This is a genomic window from Streptomyces sp. NPDC028368, from assembly GCF_055565615.1.
Map to the genome: position 1 here is coordinate 34,999 of NZ_JBVHTY010000002.1, position 14,959 is coordinate 49,957.

At 71.3% G+C, this 14,959-nt stretch carries 14 protein-coding genes; 3 read left to right on the forward strand and 11 right to left on the reverse strand.

The window, feature by feature from the left end:
- Positions 1–278: 278 nt before the first annotated feature.
- Together ACZ4S3_RS03695 and ACZ4S3_RS03700 are read right to left on the reverse strand one after the other, a co-directional pair.
- On the reverse strand, positions 279–1,076 hold the full coding sequence (locus ACZ4S3_RS03695) for a maleylpyruvate isomerase family mycothiol-dependent enzyme (RefSeq protein ID WP_467925304.1): 798 nt from the start codon (positions 1,074–1,076) through the stop codon (positions 279–281).
- Between the two features lie 51 nt (positions 1,077–1,127).
- Positions 1,128–3,029 (reverse strand): APC family permease, encoded by a 1,902-nt coding sequence (locus tag ACZ4S3_RS03700; RefSeq protein ID WP_467925306.1) that lies wholly within the window; start codon positions 3,027–3,029, stop codon positions 1,128–1,130.
- Between the two features lie 283 nt (positions 3,030–3,312).
- On the opposite strand from ACZ4S3_RS03700, the gene ACZ4S3_RS03705 reads away from it, so the two are divergent.
- Positions 3,313–3,945 (forward strand): hypothetical protein, encoded by a 633-nt coding sequence (locus tag ACZ4S3_RS03705; RefSeq protein ID WP_467925308.1) that lies wholly within the window; start codon positions 3,313–3,315, stop codon positions 3,943–3,945.
- On the opposite strand, the gene ACZ4S3_RS03710 is transcribed toward ACZ4S3_RS03705, so the two are convergent.
- The 5 genes from ACZ4S3_RS03710 to nirB all read right to left on the reverse strand — a co-directional run bounded on the left by ACZ4S3_RS03710 (position 3,931) and on the right by nirB (position 9,013).
- Positions 3,931–4,872 (reverse strand): oxidoreductase, encoded by a 942-nt coding sequence (locus ACZ4S3_RS03710; protein ID WP_467925310.1) that lies wholly within the window; start codon positions 4,870–4,872, stop codon positions 3,931–3,933. The two genes, ACZ4S3_RS03705 and ACZ4S3_RS03710, sit on opposite strands and share 15 nt — an antisense overlap.
- A gap of 114 nt (positions 4,873–4,986) precedes the next feature.
- The gene (locus ACZ4S3_RS03715; protein WP_467925311.1) at positions 4,987–5,352 is read right to left on the reverse strand and encodes an ArsR/SmtB family transcription factor; all 366 of its coding nucleotides are present in this window, start codon (positions 5,350–5,352) and stop codon (positions 4,987–4,989) included.
- The gene (locus ACZ4S3_RS03720; protein WP_467925312.1) at positions 5,349–5,840 is read right to left on the reverse strand and encodes an SRPBCC family protein; all 492 of its coding nucleotides are present in this window, start codon (positions 5,838–5,840) and stop codon (positions 5,349–5,351) included. The genes ACZ4S3_RS03715 and ACZ4S3_RS03720 overlap by 4 nt, the downstream gene beginning before the upstream one ends.
- A gap of 126 nt (positions 5,841–5,966) precedes the next feature.
- On the reverse strand, positions 5,967–6,350 hold the full coding sequence (nirD, locus tag ACZ4S3_RS03725; RefSeq protein WP_467925313.1) for a nitrite reductase small subunit NirD: 384 nt from the start codon (positions 6,348–6,350) through the stop codon (positions 5,967–5,969).
- Positions 6,350–9,013, reverse strand: a complete 2,664-nt coding sequence (gene nirB / locus ACZ4S3_RS03730) for a nitrite reductase large subunit NirB (protein ID WP_467925315.1) — start codon at positions 9,011–9,013, stop codon at positions 6,350–6,352. Before nirB ends, nirD begins: the two co-directional genes overlap by 1 nt.
- Before the next feature lie 311 nt (positions 9,014–9,324).
- On the opposite strand from nirB, the gene ACZ4S3_RS03735 reads away from it, so the two are divergent.
- On the forward strand, positions 9,325–9,717 hold the full coding sequence (locus ACZ4S3_RS03735) for a peptidase inhibitor family I36 protein (RefSeq protein WP_467925317.1): 393 nt from the start codon (positions 9,325–9,327) through the stop codon (positions 9,715–9,717).
- Positions 9,718–9,848: 131 nt separating this feature from the next.
- Here ACZ4S3_RS03735 and ACZ4S3_RS03740 read toward each other — a convergent pair whose 3' ends face one another.
- From ACZ4S3_RS03740 to ACZ4S3_RS03755, 4 genes are all read right to left on the reverse strand, one after another.
- Positions 9,849–11,837, reverse strand: coding sequence for a glycoside hydrolase (locus tag ACZ4S3_RS03740; RefSeq protein WP_467925319.1), 1,989 nt, complete (start codon positions 11,835–11,837; stop codon positions 9,849–9,851).
- 81 nt (positions 11,838–11,918) lie between these two features.
- Entirely contained in the window at positions 11,919–13,127 is a 1,209-nt protein-coding gene (locus ACZ4S3_RS03745) for a M20 metallopeptidase family protein (protein ID WP_467925321.1), read from the reverse strand.
- 10 nt (positions 13,128–13,137) lie between these two features.
- Positions 13,138–13,425 carry a DUF397 domain-containing protein gene (locus ACZ4S3_RS03750; protein WP_467925323.1) on the reverse strand — a complete coding sequence of 96 codons (288 nt, stop codon included), beginning with the start codon at positions 13,423–13,425 and terminating at the stop codon, positions 13,138–13,140.
- Complete coding sequence (locus ACZ4S3_RS03755) at positions 13,422–14,252, reverse strand: helix-turn-helix domain-containing protein (RefSeq protein WP_467925325.1); 831 nt, start codon at positions 14,250–14,252, stop codon at positions 13,422–13,424. Before ACZ4S3_RS03755 ends, ACZ4S3_RS03750 begins: the two co-directional genes overlap by 4 nt.
- A gap of 161 nt (positions 14,253–14,413) precedes the next feature.
- Between ACZ4S3_RS03755 and ACZ4S3_RS03760 the strand changes: the two genes are divergently transcribed.
- The gene (locus ACZ4S3_RS03760) at positions 14,414–14,728 is read left to right on the forward strand and encodes a hypothetical protein (RefSeq protein WP_467925326.1); all 315 of its coding nucleotides are present in this window, start codon (positions 14,414–14,416) and stop codon (positions 14,726–14,728) included.
- The last annotated feature ends 231 nt before the right edge of the window (positions 14,729–14,959 follow it).

Here is a 14,959-nt window from a genome sequence, read left to right on the forward strand (position 1 = left end):
CCCAATGAAACCTTCAAGCCAAAGCTTACTGGGGCGTACTGACAGCCCGCCAGCCCCTGGTCGGGGACGGTTTACCCGCACATGGGTGTGGGGGAGGGGAGTTTGCCGTGCTACGGGAGTTGACGTGTGCCGACGGGCGTGCCGAGCCGCTCTTCGCCGGTGAGGGCCGGTCATTCTCAGCCAAGGGTGGTGGAGCCGATGTCGGTGTCCGACGGCCGAGGTCGGTGTCCGGCGTCCGGAGGGCGGAGGCGGGCCGATGTCCCGGCCCGCCCGCCCGTTCACGCGAAGATGACCTTGGACAGCCAGAAGCCGAGGAGCTGTGTGTCGCCGTCGATCTCGACGGACGCGGTGTCGGCGGTGCGGCGCCCGTAGATCAGCAGCAGGAGGTCGGTCAGGGGCGCGTTGACCGATACGGCGGCCGGTTCGGCGGAGCGGCGCCAGGCCAGGGAGTCGCCGGTGAGGTCGACGAGCCAGTCGGCGGCGGCTTCCGGTGGGGTGTCGGTGGCGTGGAAGCGGAGGGTGCGGCCGGGGCCGAGGAGGTCGCGGCGTTCGGGGTGGTAGTCGAACATCTCGGGCAGGGAGCCCAGTTCCATCCACTCGTCCAGGGTGTCGAGGGCGACGCGCTGGTCGACGGCGAAGTCCGTGCCGAGGGCCAGGGCGGCATCGGCCCGGTGAACGACCGTCTCGTGGGCCATACGGCGGGCGAAGAAGCGGGGGGATCCGGAGGGGAGCGGGGTCCAGATCCGGGCGTCGGGGCCTGCGCTGCGGAGGGTTTCGGCGAGCTGCCGGGCGCCTTCGGTGAGCCAGGTGGCGAGCTCGGCCGGTGTGTCGGTGGTGTCACGGGGCAGGACACGCAGAGCGGTGTCGGGCGGGGGCTGGGTGGCCCGGGTCCGAACGATCTCCTCGACCCAGCGGTGGGCCTCGCCCAGATGCCGCAGCAGCTGGGCGAGGTTCCAGTCCGGGCAGGAGGGCACGGAGGCGGTGAGGTCGGCGCCCTCCATGAGGGAGGACGCCAGCACGGCGGTCTGGTGGGCGATTTCGGTGCAGTGCTCGTCATAACTCAGTGTGAGGCCCATGACGTCACGGTAGAGCGCGCCGCTGACAAACGGCCGTCACCACATGCGGGGTCAGCGCTCGAGGCGGAACCGCAGCCGGCAGATGACCGCGTCCGTGTCGCGGCGGACCGCGTGGGCGACGACCGCGCCGCGCTGGTTCTGGAGCAGCCGCTGCCACAGGTGGGCGGGTTCGGCCTCGGGGATGAGGACGGTGACCCGGGTGGCGGGCCGGTGGGCGGTCAGATCGCGTACGTAGGCGGCTATGGGGCGGCCGACGGAGCGGGTGGTGGCGGGCAGTTCGAGAAGTTCCACGCCGGGGTTCCACAGTTCCCAGTCGCGGCGCAGGGCCTCGGCGGCCGGGCGGTCGTCGGGGTCGCCGTAGGTGACGGTGACGGCCACCACCTCGTCTCCCAGGGACACCGCGGCGTTCAGGGCCTCGGAGGTGAGGAGGGAGAGGTGGGATACGGGGACGATGACGAGGGAGCGGGCGGCGTGCGGGGGCTCCGGGACCCGGCCCAGGCCCAGGCGGGTGCCGATCCGGTCGTAAGCGCGGTGTACGGCCTCGAAGGCGGCGACCAGGAGCGGCAGCGCGACGACGATCAGCCAGGCGCCCTCGGTGAACTTGGTGGCGGTGACGATGACGGCCGAGACGCCGGTGAGGACGGCGCCGAAGCCGTTGAGGGCGGCCTTGGCGCGCCAGCCGGAGGAGCGGTCGCGGCGCCAGTGGCGGACCATGCCCACCTGGCAGATGGTGAAGCCGACGAAGACCCCGATGGCGAAGAGGGGGACGAGGGTGTTGACGTCGCCGCCGGAGAAGGCGAGGAGCGCGGCGGCCACGGCGGCGAGGGCCAGTACGCCGTGGCGGTGGACCTGGCGGTCCGCCTTCAGGCCGAAGACGTGCGGGAGGTAGTTGTCGCGGGCGAGCAGGCCCATCAGGACGGGCAGGCCGCCGAAGGAGGTGTTCGCGGCGAGGGCGAGGAGCACCACGGTGGCGAACTGGACGACGTAGAAAGCCCAGTTGTGGCCGAGGGAGGCGTCCGCGAGCTGGGCGAGGACGGTGACGCCCTCGACCGGCTGGAGGTGGAAGCGGCCGATGAGAACGGACAAGCCGATCAGCATCACGCCGAGCAGCGCGCCCAGGGCGACCTCGGTGCGCTGCGCCCGCTTGGCGGCCGGGGCGCGGAAGGACGGCACCGCGTTGGCGACCGCCTCGACACCGGTCAGGGCGGAGCAGCCGGAGGCGAAGGCCTTGAGGAGGAGCAGGGCGCCGACGGCGGTGGCGTTGTGGGCCAGGACGGACGCGTGGCCGTCGGCGGTGACGGTGGAGGCCGGGGCGTCGCGGAAGAGGCCGACGACGACCATGGTGAGGATCGCGGCGATGAAGACCGCGGTGGGGACGAGGAAGGCCTTCGCCGAGTCCACGATGCCGCGCAGATTGATGGCGGTGATCAGGACCAGGACCGCGAGGCAGATCCAGAGGCGGTCGGCGTAGAGGGCGGGGAAGGCGGAGGTGAGCGCCGCTACGCCCGCTGTCACCGATACGGCGACGTTCAGGACGTAGTCGAGGATCAGGGAGGCGGCCGCCACCAGGGCGGTGCGGCGGCCGAGGTGGGTCTTGGCGACCGCGTAGGAGCCGCCCCCGTTGGGGAAGGCGGCGATCACCTGGCGGTACGAGGCGACCAGTACGGCGAGGAGGGCGGCGATGGCCAGGGTGACGGGGAGCGTGAAGCCGAGGCCGTAGCCGCCCGCTGCCGCCAGGACCAGCACGATCGACTCGGGGCCGTACGAGACGGACGCCATCGCGTCGAGGGAGAGGGCGGCCAGGCCCTGGAGGGCGGTGAGCCGGTGGCGGGCGTCGGGGTCGGGGGTGGTGGGGGCCTGCCGGCCCCCGGGGAGTTCGCCGTTCGCCCCGGTCTCCGTGGCGGTATCCGGCGGTTCCTCCGGCCGGCTATCGGACTGGGACACCATCGGCATGCTCGTCGTACCTCCGTGCGGCACTGGCTGGGACCCGATCAGCGTGTGGGGCGTTCCGGCCATCCGCACGCCGCCCTAGCGTCCCCTTGGCGGGCGAGGAGGTGTTCTTCACGGATTCTTGACGCCCGTGAGCCCTTTTGTGTGCCACTTCGCGCCATTCCGCATGCCCGCCGCCCACGGGATGCCGGTGAGATGTCAGCGCGGCGTCAAAGTTCCGGGCTGCCGTATCAGCGCCGTATCAACGTCTGCGGGGTCCGCACCCCACGGTCCTAGCGTCATCGCTATGGGATGGCGACGAGGCCAGGGGCCCGAGGGGGCCGGCGCGGCGATGGACGGTGAGGATGCGGCGGGACAGGCGGGACAGGCGGCCGTACGGTCGGCGATACCCCCACCGCGGGTGCGCGGCGGCGGGCCGACCGCCCACGACCGGACCTGGCGGCCCGAGATGCGCGCCGCACTCTGCTGCACGGCCGGCCTGCTCGCCCTCATGCTGCTCGTCGACCTCGGCAACGGGACCCTGGCACCGGCACGCGGGCTGTGCTGGACGGCCGTCGCGCTGGTGCTCCTCGCGATTCTCCACCCGCCACGAGTGACGGTCCACGACCATGTGTTGTCCACCAGGGGTCTGCTGCGCACCCGCAGCGTACGGACCGATCTGCTGGTCCTCGTCCGGCGGAGCGATGGCATGGCGCCCCGGCTGGTGCTCCGCGACGCCCTGGGCGGCCGCGTCGAGTTCGACCCCAAGGTTCTCACCGCGAACCCGCTCCTGTGGCACCACCTCGACCGGGGTGTACGCCGCTCCCGCGCCCGTGGGCTGCTGCGCTGCGGCGCGGCCCCGATCCAGGCGCTGGCGGACCGGATCGACGGGGAGGGGGCGCGGGCGGTTTTCGAGGCGTCGGGCCTATACGAGGACTGACCCCCCGAACTCGTAACGCACCCCGGTGCATTCCTCCGAGGCGGCCCACAGCCGCTCGCCCTGCGTGTCGTTCTTCGTCCACGGCGCCCGGAAACACGGCGCCGGCGCCCCGCGCAGTCCGCTCCGCGGGCCGACGAACGAGTCCGGCCTCATATGGGGTGCGGTGGCCGCGCAGAGGGTGCCCAGCGCGCCGCCGTCCGCGGGCTGGGCGATGAGGCGGTTGCCCAGTTCGATGGCCCGCTCGGTGGCGGAGCGGCCCTCCATCCGGGCGCCCGCGGTCTGCAGGTTGGTGTCGGCGTAGCCGGGGTGTGCGGCGGCCGCGACAACCTGGGAGCCGGCCGCGGCCAGGCGCCGGGACAGCTCGTGGGTGAAGAGGAGATTGGCGCTCTTGGAACGGGCGTAGGCGATCCAACGGCGGTAGGAGCGTTCGCTGTTGAGGTCGGAGAGATCGATGTCCGAGACGGCGTGCAGCATGCTGGAGACGGTGATGATGCGCGCCCCCGGGGTGGCGAGGAGCTTCGGCAGCAGCAGCCCGGTCAGCGCGAAGTGGCCGAGGTGGTTGGTGCCGAACTGCATCTCGAAGCCGTCGGCGGTGGTGCGGTACGGCAGTGCCATCACGCCCGCGTTGTTGATGAGCAGGTCCAGGCGCTCGCTGTCGAAGGTGTCGAGGCCGGCCGCGAAGTCCCGTACGGAGGACAGATCGGCCAGATCCAGCGGCCGGAACTCGGCCTCGGCGGTGGGGACTTCGGTGCGCAGCCGGTCCAGTGCGGCGGCACCGCGCGCCTCGTTGCGGCAGGCCAGCACCACGCGGGCGCCGCGCCGGGCCAGTTCGCGCGCGGTGATGTAGCCGATGCCGCTGTTGGCGCCCGTGACCACCGCCGATCGGCCGGTCTGGTCGGGGATGTGGCTGGTGTTCCACCGGGTCACGCCGTACTCCTCGGTAGGGGATCGCCAGCCTACGCCTCGGCCGTCACGCGCCCCGGGCAGGCCGGGGGCCGTCCGCCTCCGGCCTCCGGCCGTTCCCCTTCGGCCGCTCGCCGGTCATTCCCCTTCCGCCAGGCGCTTGATGGCCGACAGGCGGGAGTCCCAGCCGGCGGCGACCCGGTCCATCCACCGGGCGGTGACCCCCAGCCGCTCGGGTATGACCCGGTAGCGGGACTCGCGGCCCTCCCGGCGGACGGCGACGAGGCCGGCCCGGTCGAGGATCCCCAGGTGTTTGACGATGGCCTGGCGGCTGACCGGCAGCTCCGCCGCCAAGGCCGTGGCGGTCGCCTCGCCGTGGTCGGCGAGGGCGTCGAGTATCCGGCGGCGCGTCGGGTCCGCCAGCGCGGACAGCACCTCCGCCACGGTGTCCGCGGGTGCGCCGGGACCCGGGCCGGAGCCGCCGGTGTCCGCTCCCCGTGTCATGCCGCGAGCCGCTCCGCGTAGCGCTTGATGTTCTCCGTCTGTCCGGACCAGCCTTCCGAGTGGCTCTCGTAGGAGGCGGTCTTCCGGCGCTCCTCCGGGATGGTCAGGGCGGCGAATCCGCTCTCCACCACGCGCAGCCGGGTGCCGTCGCCCTCCGGGGTGAGCGTGAACTCCACGAGGGTGGAATTGCGCTCGGTGGCCACGTCGCCGGGGTGGGCGCTGGCCCAGCGGTAGGCGAAGTGGTGCGGCGGGTCCACCTTCACGACCACTGTCGGGAACTGGCCGTACTCGCCGTGGTCGAGGTGCATGATGCCGCCCGGCCGCAGATCGACCGGGGTCGGCTCGCCCTGTCCGAACCAGGAACCGACATGCTCCGGCTCGGTCAGGACCGCCCAGACGCGCTCGATGGGCGCCGCGATGCTGATCTCCCGCTCGATGCGGTCCTTGTCGTTGCCGTCGTTGCCGTCGTTGCCGCTGTCAGTGGTCATGTGGGGAACCTCCCGCCGTTCCGTGAGAACGGTGTTCCGTGAGAACTCTTAACGTGCTACTCGATGGTTGCACGTCGCGGCGGGAGGTGCAACCCGATGGTTGCGTGAGGGGGTAGGGGTCAGGGGTCAGGCGGCGTTCCCGGCCCGGGTCCGTACGCGATACGCCGGTACGGACACCGAAGGATCGTCCAGGCAGTCCCCGGTGGCGAGATCGAAACGCTGCTTGAGCAGCGGCGATGCCACGAACGGCCGGCCGGCCGCCGAGCCCGTCAGGCCCCGGGAGAGGACCTGGGCGCCGGTGAACGGGTCCTGGTTGCCGATGGCGTACGCCCGGCCGCCGCGGTCGATGAAGAGCGCCGCCTGGGTGCCGTCGGGGAGGAGGGCGGCGACACCGCGGCCGGGGGTCAGGGCGTCCAGGGGGCAGACGGCGATCCAGCCGGCGGGGCCGAGGATCTCTACGGTGGCCGTGGCGGTGGCCGTGGCAGTGGTGGCGATCGTGGCGGTGGTCATCAGGCGGAGGTTCCTTCCAGGGTGCGAACGGGCAGGGTCGGGCCGGCCAGCAGCGTCAGATCCGGCTTGACCTGGTCGCGCTCGGGCACGAAGCGGACGGAGGGGTCCGGGGCGCCGGGCGCGTTGACGAAGGAGACGAAGCGGGCCAGCCGCTCGGGGTCGGCGAGCGTCTCGGCCCATTCGTCGCGGTAGTGGGAGACATGGGCGGCCATCAGGGCCTCGAGCTCGTCGCAGAGGCCGAGGGAGTCGTGCACGACGACATCGCGTACGTGCTCCAGGCCGCCCTCGATCCGCTCCAGCCAGGCGGAGGTGCGCTCCAGGCGGTCGGCGGTGCGGATGTAGAACATCAGGAAGCGGTCGATGAGGCGGATGAGTTCGGCGTCGCTCAGGTCCTGGGCGAGGAGGTCGGCGTGACGGGGATCGGCGCCGCCGTTACCGCCGACGTACAGATTCCAGCCGTTGGAGGTCGCGATGACGCCGAAGTCCTTGCCGCGCGCCTCCGCGCACTCGCGGGCGCACCCGGAGACCGCGGACTTGAGCTTGTGCGGGGAACGCAGCCCCCGGTAGCGCAGCTCCAGGTCGATGGCCATCCGGACCGAGTCCTGGACGCCGTAGCGGCACCAGGTCTGGCCGACGCAGGACTTCACGGTGCGCAGCGCCTTGCCGTACGCGTGCCCGGACTCGAAGCCGGCGTCCACCAGCCGGGACCAGATGAGGGGGAGCTGGTCGACGCGGGCGCCGAAGAGATCGATCCGCTGGCCGCCGGTGATCTTGGTGTAGAGGCCGAAGTCGCGGGCCACCTCGCCGATCACGATCAGCTTTTCCGGGGTGATCTCGCCGCCGGGGATGCGCGGCACGATCGAGTACGAGCCGTTGCGCTGGAGGTTGGCGAGGAAGTGGTCGTTGGTGTCCTGGAGGGCGGCCTGTTCGCCGTCCAGGACGTAGCCGCCGGCGCCTACGGCGGGCGCGAGGGAGGCGATGATGGAGCCGACCGTGGGCTTGCAGATCTCGCAGCCGTCGCCGTTCCGGGCCGCCGGGCGGCCGTGGGAGTCCAGCAGCTCGGCGAAGGTCGTCAGGCGCAGGGTGCGGACGATCTCGTAGAGCTCGGCGCGGGTGTGCGGGAAGCAGCCGCACAGGCCCTTGTCGACGCTGACGCCGCTCGCCTCCAGCTCGTCGTTGACGAGGGTGGTCAGCATCTTGACGCAGGAGCCGCAGCCGGTGCCGGCCTTGGTGCACTTCTTGACCTCGGGCACGGTGCCGCAGGAGTGGTCGGTGACCGCGGAACGGATCGCGCCCTTGGTGACGTTGTGGCAGTTGCAGATCACGGCGTCGTCGGGAAGAGCGGCGGGGCCGAGGGCGGCCGGGGCGCCGGTTCCGGCGGGCAGTACGAGCTGCTCGGGCGCCAGCGGGGGGACGCTGCCGGTCAGCGGCCGCAGCATGCCGTACGCCTCGGCGTCGCCGACCAGGACGCCGCCCAGCAGCTCGCCCTCCCGGCCGATCACCAGCTTCTTGTAGGTGCCGCTGCGCGCGTCGGAGTAGACGACGTCCAGGCAGCCCTCGGTGGTGCCGTGCGCATCGCCGAAGGACGCCACGTCCACCCCGAGCAGCTTGAGCTTGGTGGACAGATCGGCGCCGGTGAACGCCGTGCCCGTCCGGCCGGCGATCGCGTCGGCGGCCGTACGGGCCATGTCGTAGCCGGGCGCCACCAGGCCGTAGACCCGGCCGTCGCTCGCCAGCGCGCATTCGCCGATCGCGTACACGGCGGGGTCGGCGGTACGGCACCGCTCGTCGATGACGATGCCGCCGCGCTCGCCGACCGGCAGGCCGCAGTCCCGGGCGAGCTGATCGCGGGGGCGGACACCCGCGGAGAAGACGACGAGGTCGGTGTCGATCCGGGAACCGTCGGACAGCTCCATGGCGACCACCGCGCCACCGCCGTTCGTGCTGCCGTCGCCGCTCGTGCCACCGCCGCCCGTGCCGCCCGCGCCCTCCGCGATGATCTCCTTGCCGCCAACCCCCGTATGCACCTCCAGCCCCATCTCCTCGACGGTACGGCGCAGCGCGCTGCCGCCGCCCTCGTCCACCTGGAGGGCCATCAGCCGGGCGTGGAACTCCACGATGTGGGTGCGCAGTCCGAGCCCCTTGAGGGCACCGGCCGCCTCCAGGCCGAGCAGCCCGCCGCCGACGACGACTCCGGTGGCCGCGTTCTTGGCGTACTCCTCGATGGCGAGCACGTCCTCGAGGGTGCGGTAGACGAAACAGCCCGCGCTGTCCCTGCCCGGCACCGGCGGCACGAAGGGGTAGGAGCCGGTGGCCAGCACCAGGGTGTCGTAGGTGACGGTCAGGCCGGAGCGGGCGGTGACCGTGCGGGTGGTGCGGTCGATGGCGGTGGCCGGGTCGCCCAGGTGCAGTTCGATGCCGTGCCGGGCCATGAAGTCCGTCGCGGTCAGGCTCAGGTCGTCGGGGGTACGGCCGGCGAAGTACGAGGTCAGCTGGACGCGGTCGTAGGCCGGCCGGGGCTCCTCGCAGAGGACGACCACCCGGGCCCGTTCGGTGACGCCGCGGTCGGCCAGCTCCTCCAGGAAGCGCTGGCCGACCATGCCGTGCCCGATGAGGACGAGGGTGGGGCGGTTGGTGCGGGTGGCTGGGGCGGCTGCGGCCATGATCGGAAGCCTCCGTCGGGTGAGCGGGGTGAGCAGGGGCTGCGGGCAGCTGTGCATCGCCCCGGCCGTGTCCGCCAGCCTGCGGCCCGCCTGTTAACCGCCCGCACCCCCACTGTTTCCCCGGCGGAACGCTGCCCTCAGTGGCGGGGCGGCCGCCGTGTGAGGCGCGGGAGTACGGGGCACGCGTCCCGCGTCCCACCGCCGGGTGCTCGCGGCACCGCGCTGTCCGGAAGCGGGTGGCTGGTAGCGTCCCTGCGGCAAAGGTTGAGTGGTCACAGCCCTCAACTCGTTCCACGTACAGGGGGATTTCCGTGCTGATCCATAAGCGCATTGCGCGCTCGGCGGCCGTGCTGTTCGCAGCGGGATGTGTCGGTGCGACCGTTCTCGCGTCTCCCGCGAGCGCAGCCGGTGCAGCCGGTGCAACCGGTGCGGCAAGCGCGGCGAGCGGCAGCTGCACCAAGAACTACGTCTGCGTCTGGTCGAAGGTGAACTACCAGGGCAGGTACTCGAAGGTGGCCCCTTTCCAGGGCGGCGCGTGTCACAGCACCCGCTCCGTCGCGGTGAAGTCCATCAACAACAACACCAGGTACCGGCTCAAGATGTGGACGAAGCTCAACTGCAAGGGCACGTCCTACACGGTGGACTGGGGAACGGCTCAGTCGAAGACCAAGTTTCCCGCCATGAGCTTCAGCGCCGTGCGGTGACGCTCTCCTGAGCGAGGCACCTGCGCCTCTCCTCGCCTGATACGGGTCAGCCCCGATGCCGCCGCGATGCCGCCGCGATGTCGCCCCGATACCGCGTGCCGGCTCGGGGCCGGCCCGTATCCGTACGCACGTCAGCCGCGCCCACCGCTCACGGCACCCGACGCAGTCGCCGGGCACAGCCGCCGCGGCTGTGCGTCGGTGCGCAGCTTCGCGTCGACGCAGCCGCCGGGCAGCCCGTCATGGGCCGTGGTGCCGAAGTTGGCGGTGACGGTCAGCGTGCCGTCACCGAAGACCGTGCGCTGTACGGTGCGGTCGCCCGTGAGCCACCGGAAGGACGTCATCCGCTCGGTGCCGGCGGCGCGGTGCAGCGGGGAGAAGTACTTCTGCAGTGCGGCGAGTTCGGGGCCGTGCTGCCGGAGCGTGGGGCCGTCGAGGACGTAGTTGAGCGGGGTGTTGTAGAGCATCGCCAGCAGCGCGCGGGTGGTCTTGTGCTGCGGCAGTTTGTCGTACGACAGCTCCCAGCGCTCCGCGTTGACCAGCGAACCGTGCAGCGCGGTCTCGTAGAGCGGGACGCGGTAGGCGGGGTCGTACATGGCGGTGGCCAGGTCGGCCGGCAGCCGCACGGGCTTGAAGAAGATCTTCGGGGCGTTCTGCGGGTAGTAGCCGCCCCACTTCTCCCTGTCGCGCTCCAGCTTCCACAGGCCGTCGGCGACGGGGGTGCCGGAGCCGTGGTCGAAGGCCAGCACCTTGTTGGCCCAGGGCTGGGCGGACTCGGAGCCCAGGACGAGGTGCTGCGCCAGCCGCCGCATCCGGGCGAGACGGTTGTGGCGGTCGCCGGCCTTGGTCATCCGATGGCCCGCGCCGTGGTCGCGGAACACCTCGCCCGTCGCATCGACGTCGAGGAAGTAGCTGTCCGCGCCGTTGGCGACCATCGTGCGGGTGCGGTCGGCCAGATAGTGCCTGCCCGGCTCGGCCTTCTCGAAGGCGCGCGAGCTGAGGTAGCAGCCGCGGCCGCCGAACCCGGTCTCCGGGGTGCCGTCCGCCTTGCGTACGCAGAAGTCGGGGTAGACGCGGTCCGGCCATGCCGAGGTCGGGCTGTCGGCGGTCTTGGGGTCCTGCCCGTTGGCGAACGAGTCGTAGGGGCCGACCAGATAGCCCGCGTTCTTGGCCGCCTTGACGGCCTTGGCGTCCATCGAGCCGGGGCCCGCGTCGTAACCGAGCCACATCCGGTCCACGCCCAGCTTCTTCAGCTTCCCGATGCCCGAGGCGGTACGGGCGTCGCCCCACACATAGGCGTGGAAGGCGCCGAGCAGCTTGCCGTTGGCCGGGTTGCGGCGGATCTTCTCGCGCAGGCTGCCGAGTTGGCCGTGCTGGGAGAGGTAGGAGCGGTAGTCGGCGGCGGGGGCGACCGGGTTGCCGTTGGTCAGGGCGAAGGAGACGTCGTAGTCGCGGGTGCCCTCACCGGAGTCGAAGGCATGGGCGGCGGTGGCACGCAGCCGGCCGCCGGTGGAGGCGAAACGCAGCGACGTACCGATGTCGGTGGGGGTGAGATAGCTGACCCCACGGCCGCCCGCTGCCCCCTTCATGGAGTAGCCCCACAGGGGGAGCGCCAACTCGGCGCCCACGTCGACCGTGCTGCCCGCCAGCCCGCCCTTCTGTGCATTCCAGAAGGCGTCCCGCACGGGGATGTCCAGACCCTCACCGCGCGGGAGCTGGACGGCCGAGGCGGCGGGATCGGTGCCGGTGACCGGCCAGTTGACGGAGCCGTCGCGGTCCGACCGCAGCGTGATCCGCAGCCGTCCGTGGTCCGAACGGGCCGTCACGTCCAGCCCCTTGGCGGGGTAGCTCCAGCGCGCCCCGCCGGCCGTACGGGTCACCGGACCGGGCTTGCCGAGCCCGCCCGCGGCCGCCTCGGACAGCGTCAGCCGCTGCCCGCCACCGGTGCGCGCGGTCACCGCCAGCGAGGCGGTGTCGACGACGGCCGTGCCACCTGTGACGGGGAGTTCGAGACGGCTGCCCTTGAGCGTCCCGGCTGCGGCGCTGTCGCAGCCGGCGAGGCCCAGGGTGGTGGCGGTCAGTGCGAGGGAGGCGGCGACCACTCGTGTGATCTTGGATGTCATGCGTCCTGGATAGTGACCGGGCCTAAGAAGCTTCTAAGAGACGGCCTCCGGGAGCAGGCCTAGAGGGCCTCCGCGGCGCCCTCAGCCATCGGCCCCCGACGGCGTCTGCGCCAGCCGCCGCGCCGCCAGCTCCGCGTACACCGCCGCCCCGTCCGCCAGCACCGCATCGTCGAACACGGCGAGCGGGGAGTGGTTGTTGGGGCTGCGCTCGGGGTCGGCGCCGGCGGGCGGGGCGCCGAGGAAGGTCATCGCGCCGGGGACGTCGTCCAGTACCCGGGAGAAGTCCTCCGAGCCCGGCAGCGGCTGCGGCTGCGGAGTAAAGCGCTCCTCGCCCAGTGCCTCGCGGACCACGTCCCCCACGAAGGCCGCCTCGCCGTGATCGTTGACCGTCACCGGATACAGCTCGGCGAACTCCGCGTCCACCCCCACCCCGTACGCCGCCGCGATGCCTCGGCACACCTCCACCGTGCCGTCCTTGACCCGCGCCTGGGCGGCGTCCGAGAAGCTGCGTACGGTCGCCTGGAACTCCGCGGTCTCCGGGATGACGTTGGTCTGCGTCCCGGCGTGGAAGGTGCCCACCGTCAGGACCACCGGGTCGAAGACATCGAAGCTACGGGTGATCCACGCCTGAAGCGCCGTCACCATCGCACACGCCGCCTGCACCGGGTCCTTGGCGCGGTACGGCATCGAGCCGTGCCCGCCCTCGCCGCGCACCGTCACCCGCAGCACATTGGACGCGGCCATCGCCGGGCCGCCGCGGGTGCGGAAGACGCCGCCGGGCAGACCCGCCGACAGCACATGGAGCGCATACGCCGCGACCGGCCGCTGCCCGGTCGCGTCCAGCAGCCCCTCGGCCAGCATGTGGCGCGCACCGTCGTGGCCCTCCTCGCCCGGCTGGAACATGAACAGCACATCGCCGGCCAGTCGGTCCCGGTGCGCGGCGAGCAGCTTGGCGGCGCCGGTGAGCATGGTGGTGTGCAGGTCGTGCCCACAGGCGTGCATCCGCCCGTTGTCGGCCGCGAAGTCCAGCCCGGTGCGTTCGGCGACCGGCAGGGCGTCCATGTCGCCGCGCAGGAGGACGGTCGGGCCGGGTAGGCCGCCCCTCAGTACTGCCGTCACCGAGCTGAGCCCCTCGCCGGTGGTCACCTCCAGCGGCAGCCCCTCCAGTTCGGCCAGCACCGCCTCCTGGGTACGGGGCAGGTCCAGCCCGGTCTCGGGGATGCGGTGCAGCGTGCGGCGCAGCCGTACGAGGTCGTCGGAGAGGGTGCGGGCGTCGTCGCGGAGGTTCATGGAGCTCCTTCTACGTGGGGAGCTCCCCATTCTTGACGGCGGTGACGAACGAGGACCAGTGCGCCGCGGGGAAGACGAGCGCCGGGCCGTCCGGGTTCTTGCTGTCGCGGACGGGGACGAGGCCGTCAGCCTCGGCGAGGGCGCGGGAGAACTCGATGCATTCCCCTCCGTTGCCGTCGCTGTAGGACGACTTGATCCAGGTGAAGGTTCGGGAGAATTCGACGCACATCCCGCCGTTGCCTTCGCTGTAGGACGACTTGACCCACTTGGCAGCGGCGAGATCCAAATCGGGGCTCATGCTCGGTACTCCTTCAGCAGAGTCTTGATCAGGGTCAGCGATTCGTCCGGGGACAACGCATGTGCCCTGAGTAGATCGTAGTCATCAAGGGCGGCATCGACCATTTGTTCGGAGTCGTGCATCCTGCCTCCTACCCGCGACTCCGTGTACAACACGGCGGAAGCGTCCCGGAAGCGCAACACCGTGAAGGGCATTGTCGACGTGGCTGCTATGCCCGCGGAGAAGGGCATGATCTGGAGCGCGACGTGTTGCGACATGGCTACTCCCAGCAGGTGGTCAAGCTGTCCCGCCATGACATTGGCGTTACCGACGACGGATCGCAGACACGCTTCATGAAGAATGGCCCACAGCAATGGTGGCTGTTCCCGCTCGAACATTTCACGCCGCCGTAGTCGCGCGGCAACCTTGTCCTCGATCCCCTCCGCACTGGCCAGAGGGTTGGATACGCGGAAGACGGCCCGAGCGTAGTCGTCTGTCTGAATCATGCCTGCCACGAGGTTGGTCTCGTAGTTCAGGATCCGCGAAGCCTTCCCTTCCAGGTTCACGTACGGAACGAACCAGCTTGGGTGGTCCCCTTCCTCGATCCTGCGCAGCATCCCCGCAAATAACTCGCCCGTCCCGAACACGGTGTCGCAGCCCCTGGCGAACTTCTCACTCGGCCTGGGCAGCAGCGTGCCCGACTCGACCTTGCTGACGTAGCCGATGGAGTAGCCCGTGGCATTGGCCAGATGCTTCTGTGTGAGCTTGCGGGCCAGGCGTACCTGTCTGATGTCACGGCCGAAGCGCTGGAGCGGATTCAAATGCTCGGGCGGCGTTGTCTCGTCCAATGCCGTGACCTCTCGTCATGTGGGCATACGTCGCATCGCGGCAGGTCGCAATGTTGAGCGCTGCCGTTTCAACCGTCCCGATTCTATTGCCGCTTGCGTTGTCCGCGTGACCGAATGACTACATCTGGTTACCCGAGAAGTCTCCAAGGAGGTTGGCGGACATGACAGACGCAACGGGTGCCGCGAGGCTACTGCCGTGGGCGAGCCCCGACGGCAAACCCTGCTTTCTCGTAGGCGACGGGACCGGGCTCGTGTCCCGCCTCGCCGACGACGTCGAAGCGGTGCAGCTCGGCGTAGCCGCCGAACTCATCGACGAGGCGCGGCGCTTCCTGCGTGAGCGGAAGTGGACTTCGGGCGAACTCCATCTCCTGGCCGTTGAGTTGACTGAGGCGCTCACCGCCACCCACCGCGTCGCGGAGAGCCGGGGCGCCCGGATCCCCGTACCCGACGACGACCCCCAAGCCCCGGCCCACTGAGCGCTCGGTGAGCCGGCCGGCGTCCCCCGACGGGAATCCGCGCGACCGCGGCAGACGTGCCGCGCCTCCCGCCTCGTCCGCCCCGTACGAGGGGTGCCGCTCCGGCGGTGAGGGGCGCCACACCGGCGGCCCGCTGAGCGACGGCGAGCAAGGCAGCTCAGCGGGCCGCCCCCACCGTCCTTAACCCGCCTTCAGCCGTCCCTCAAGGCCGCCTTAAGGATCGGGAATTAC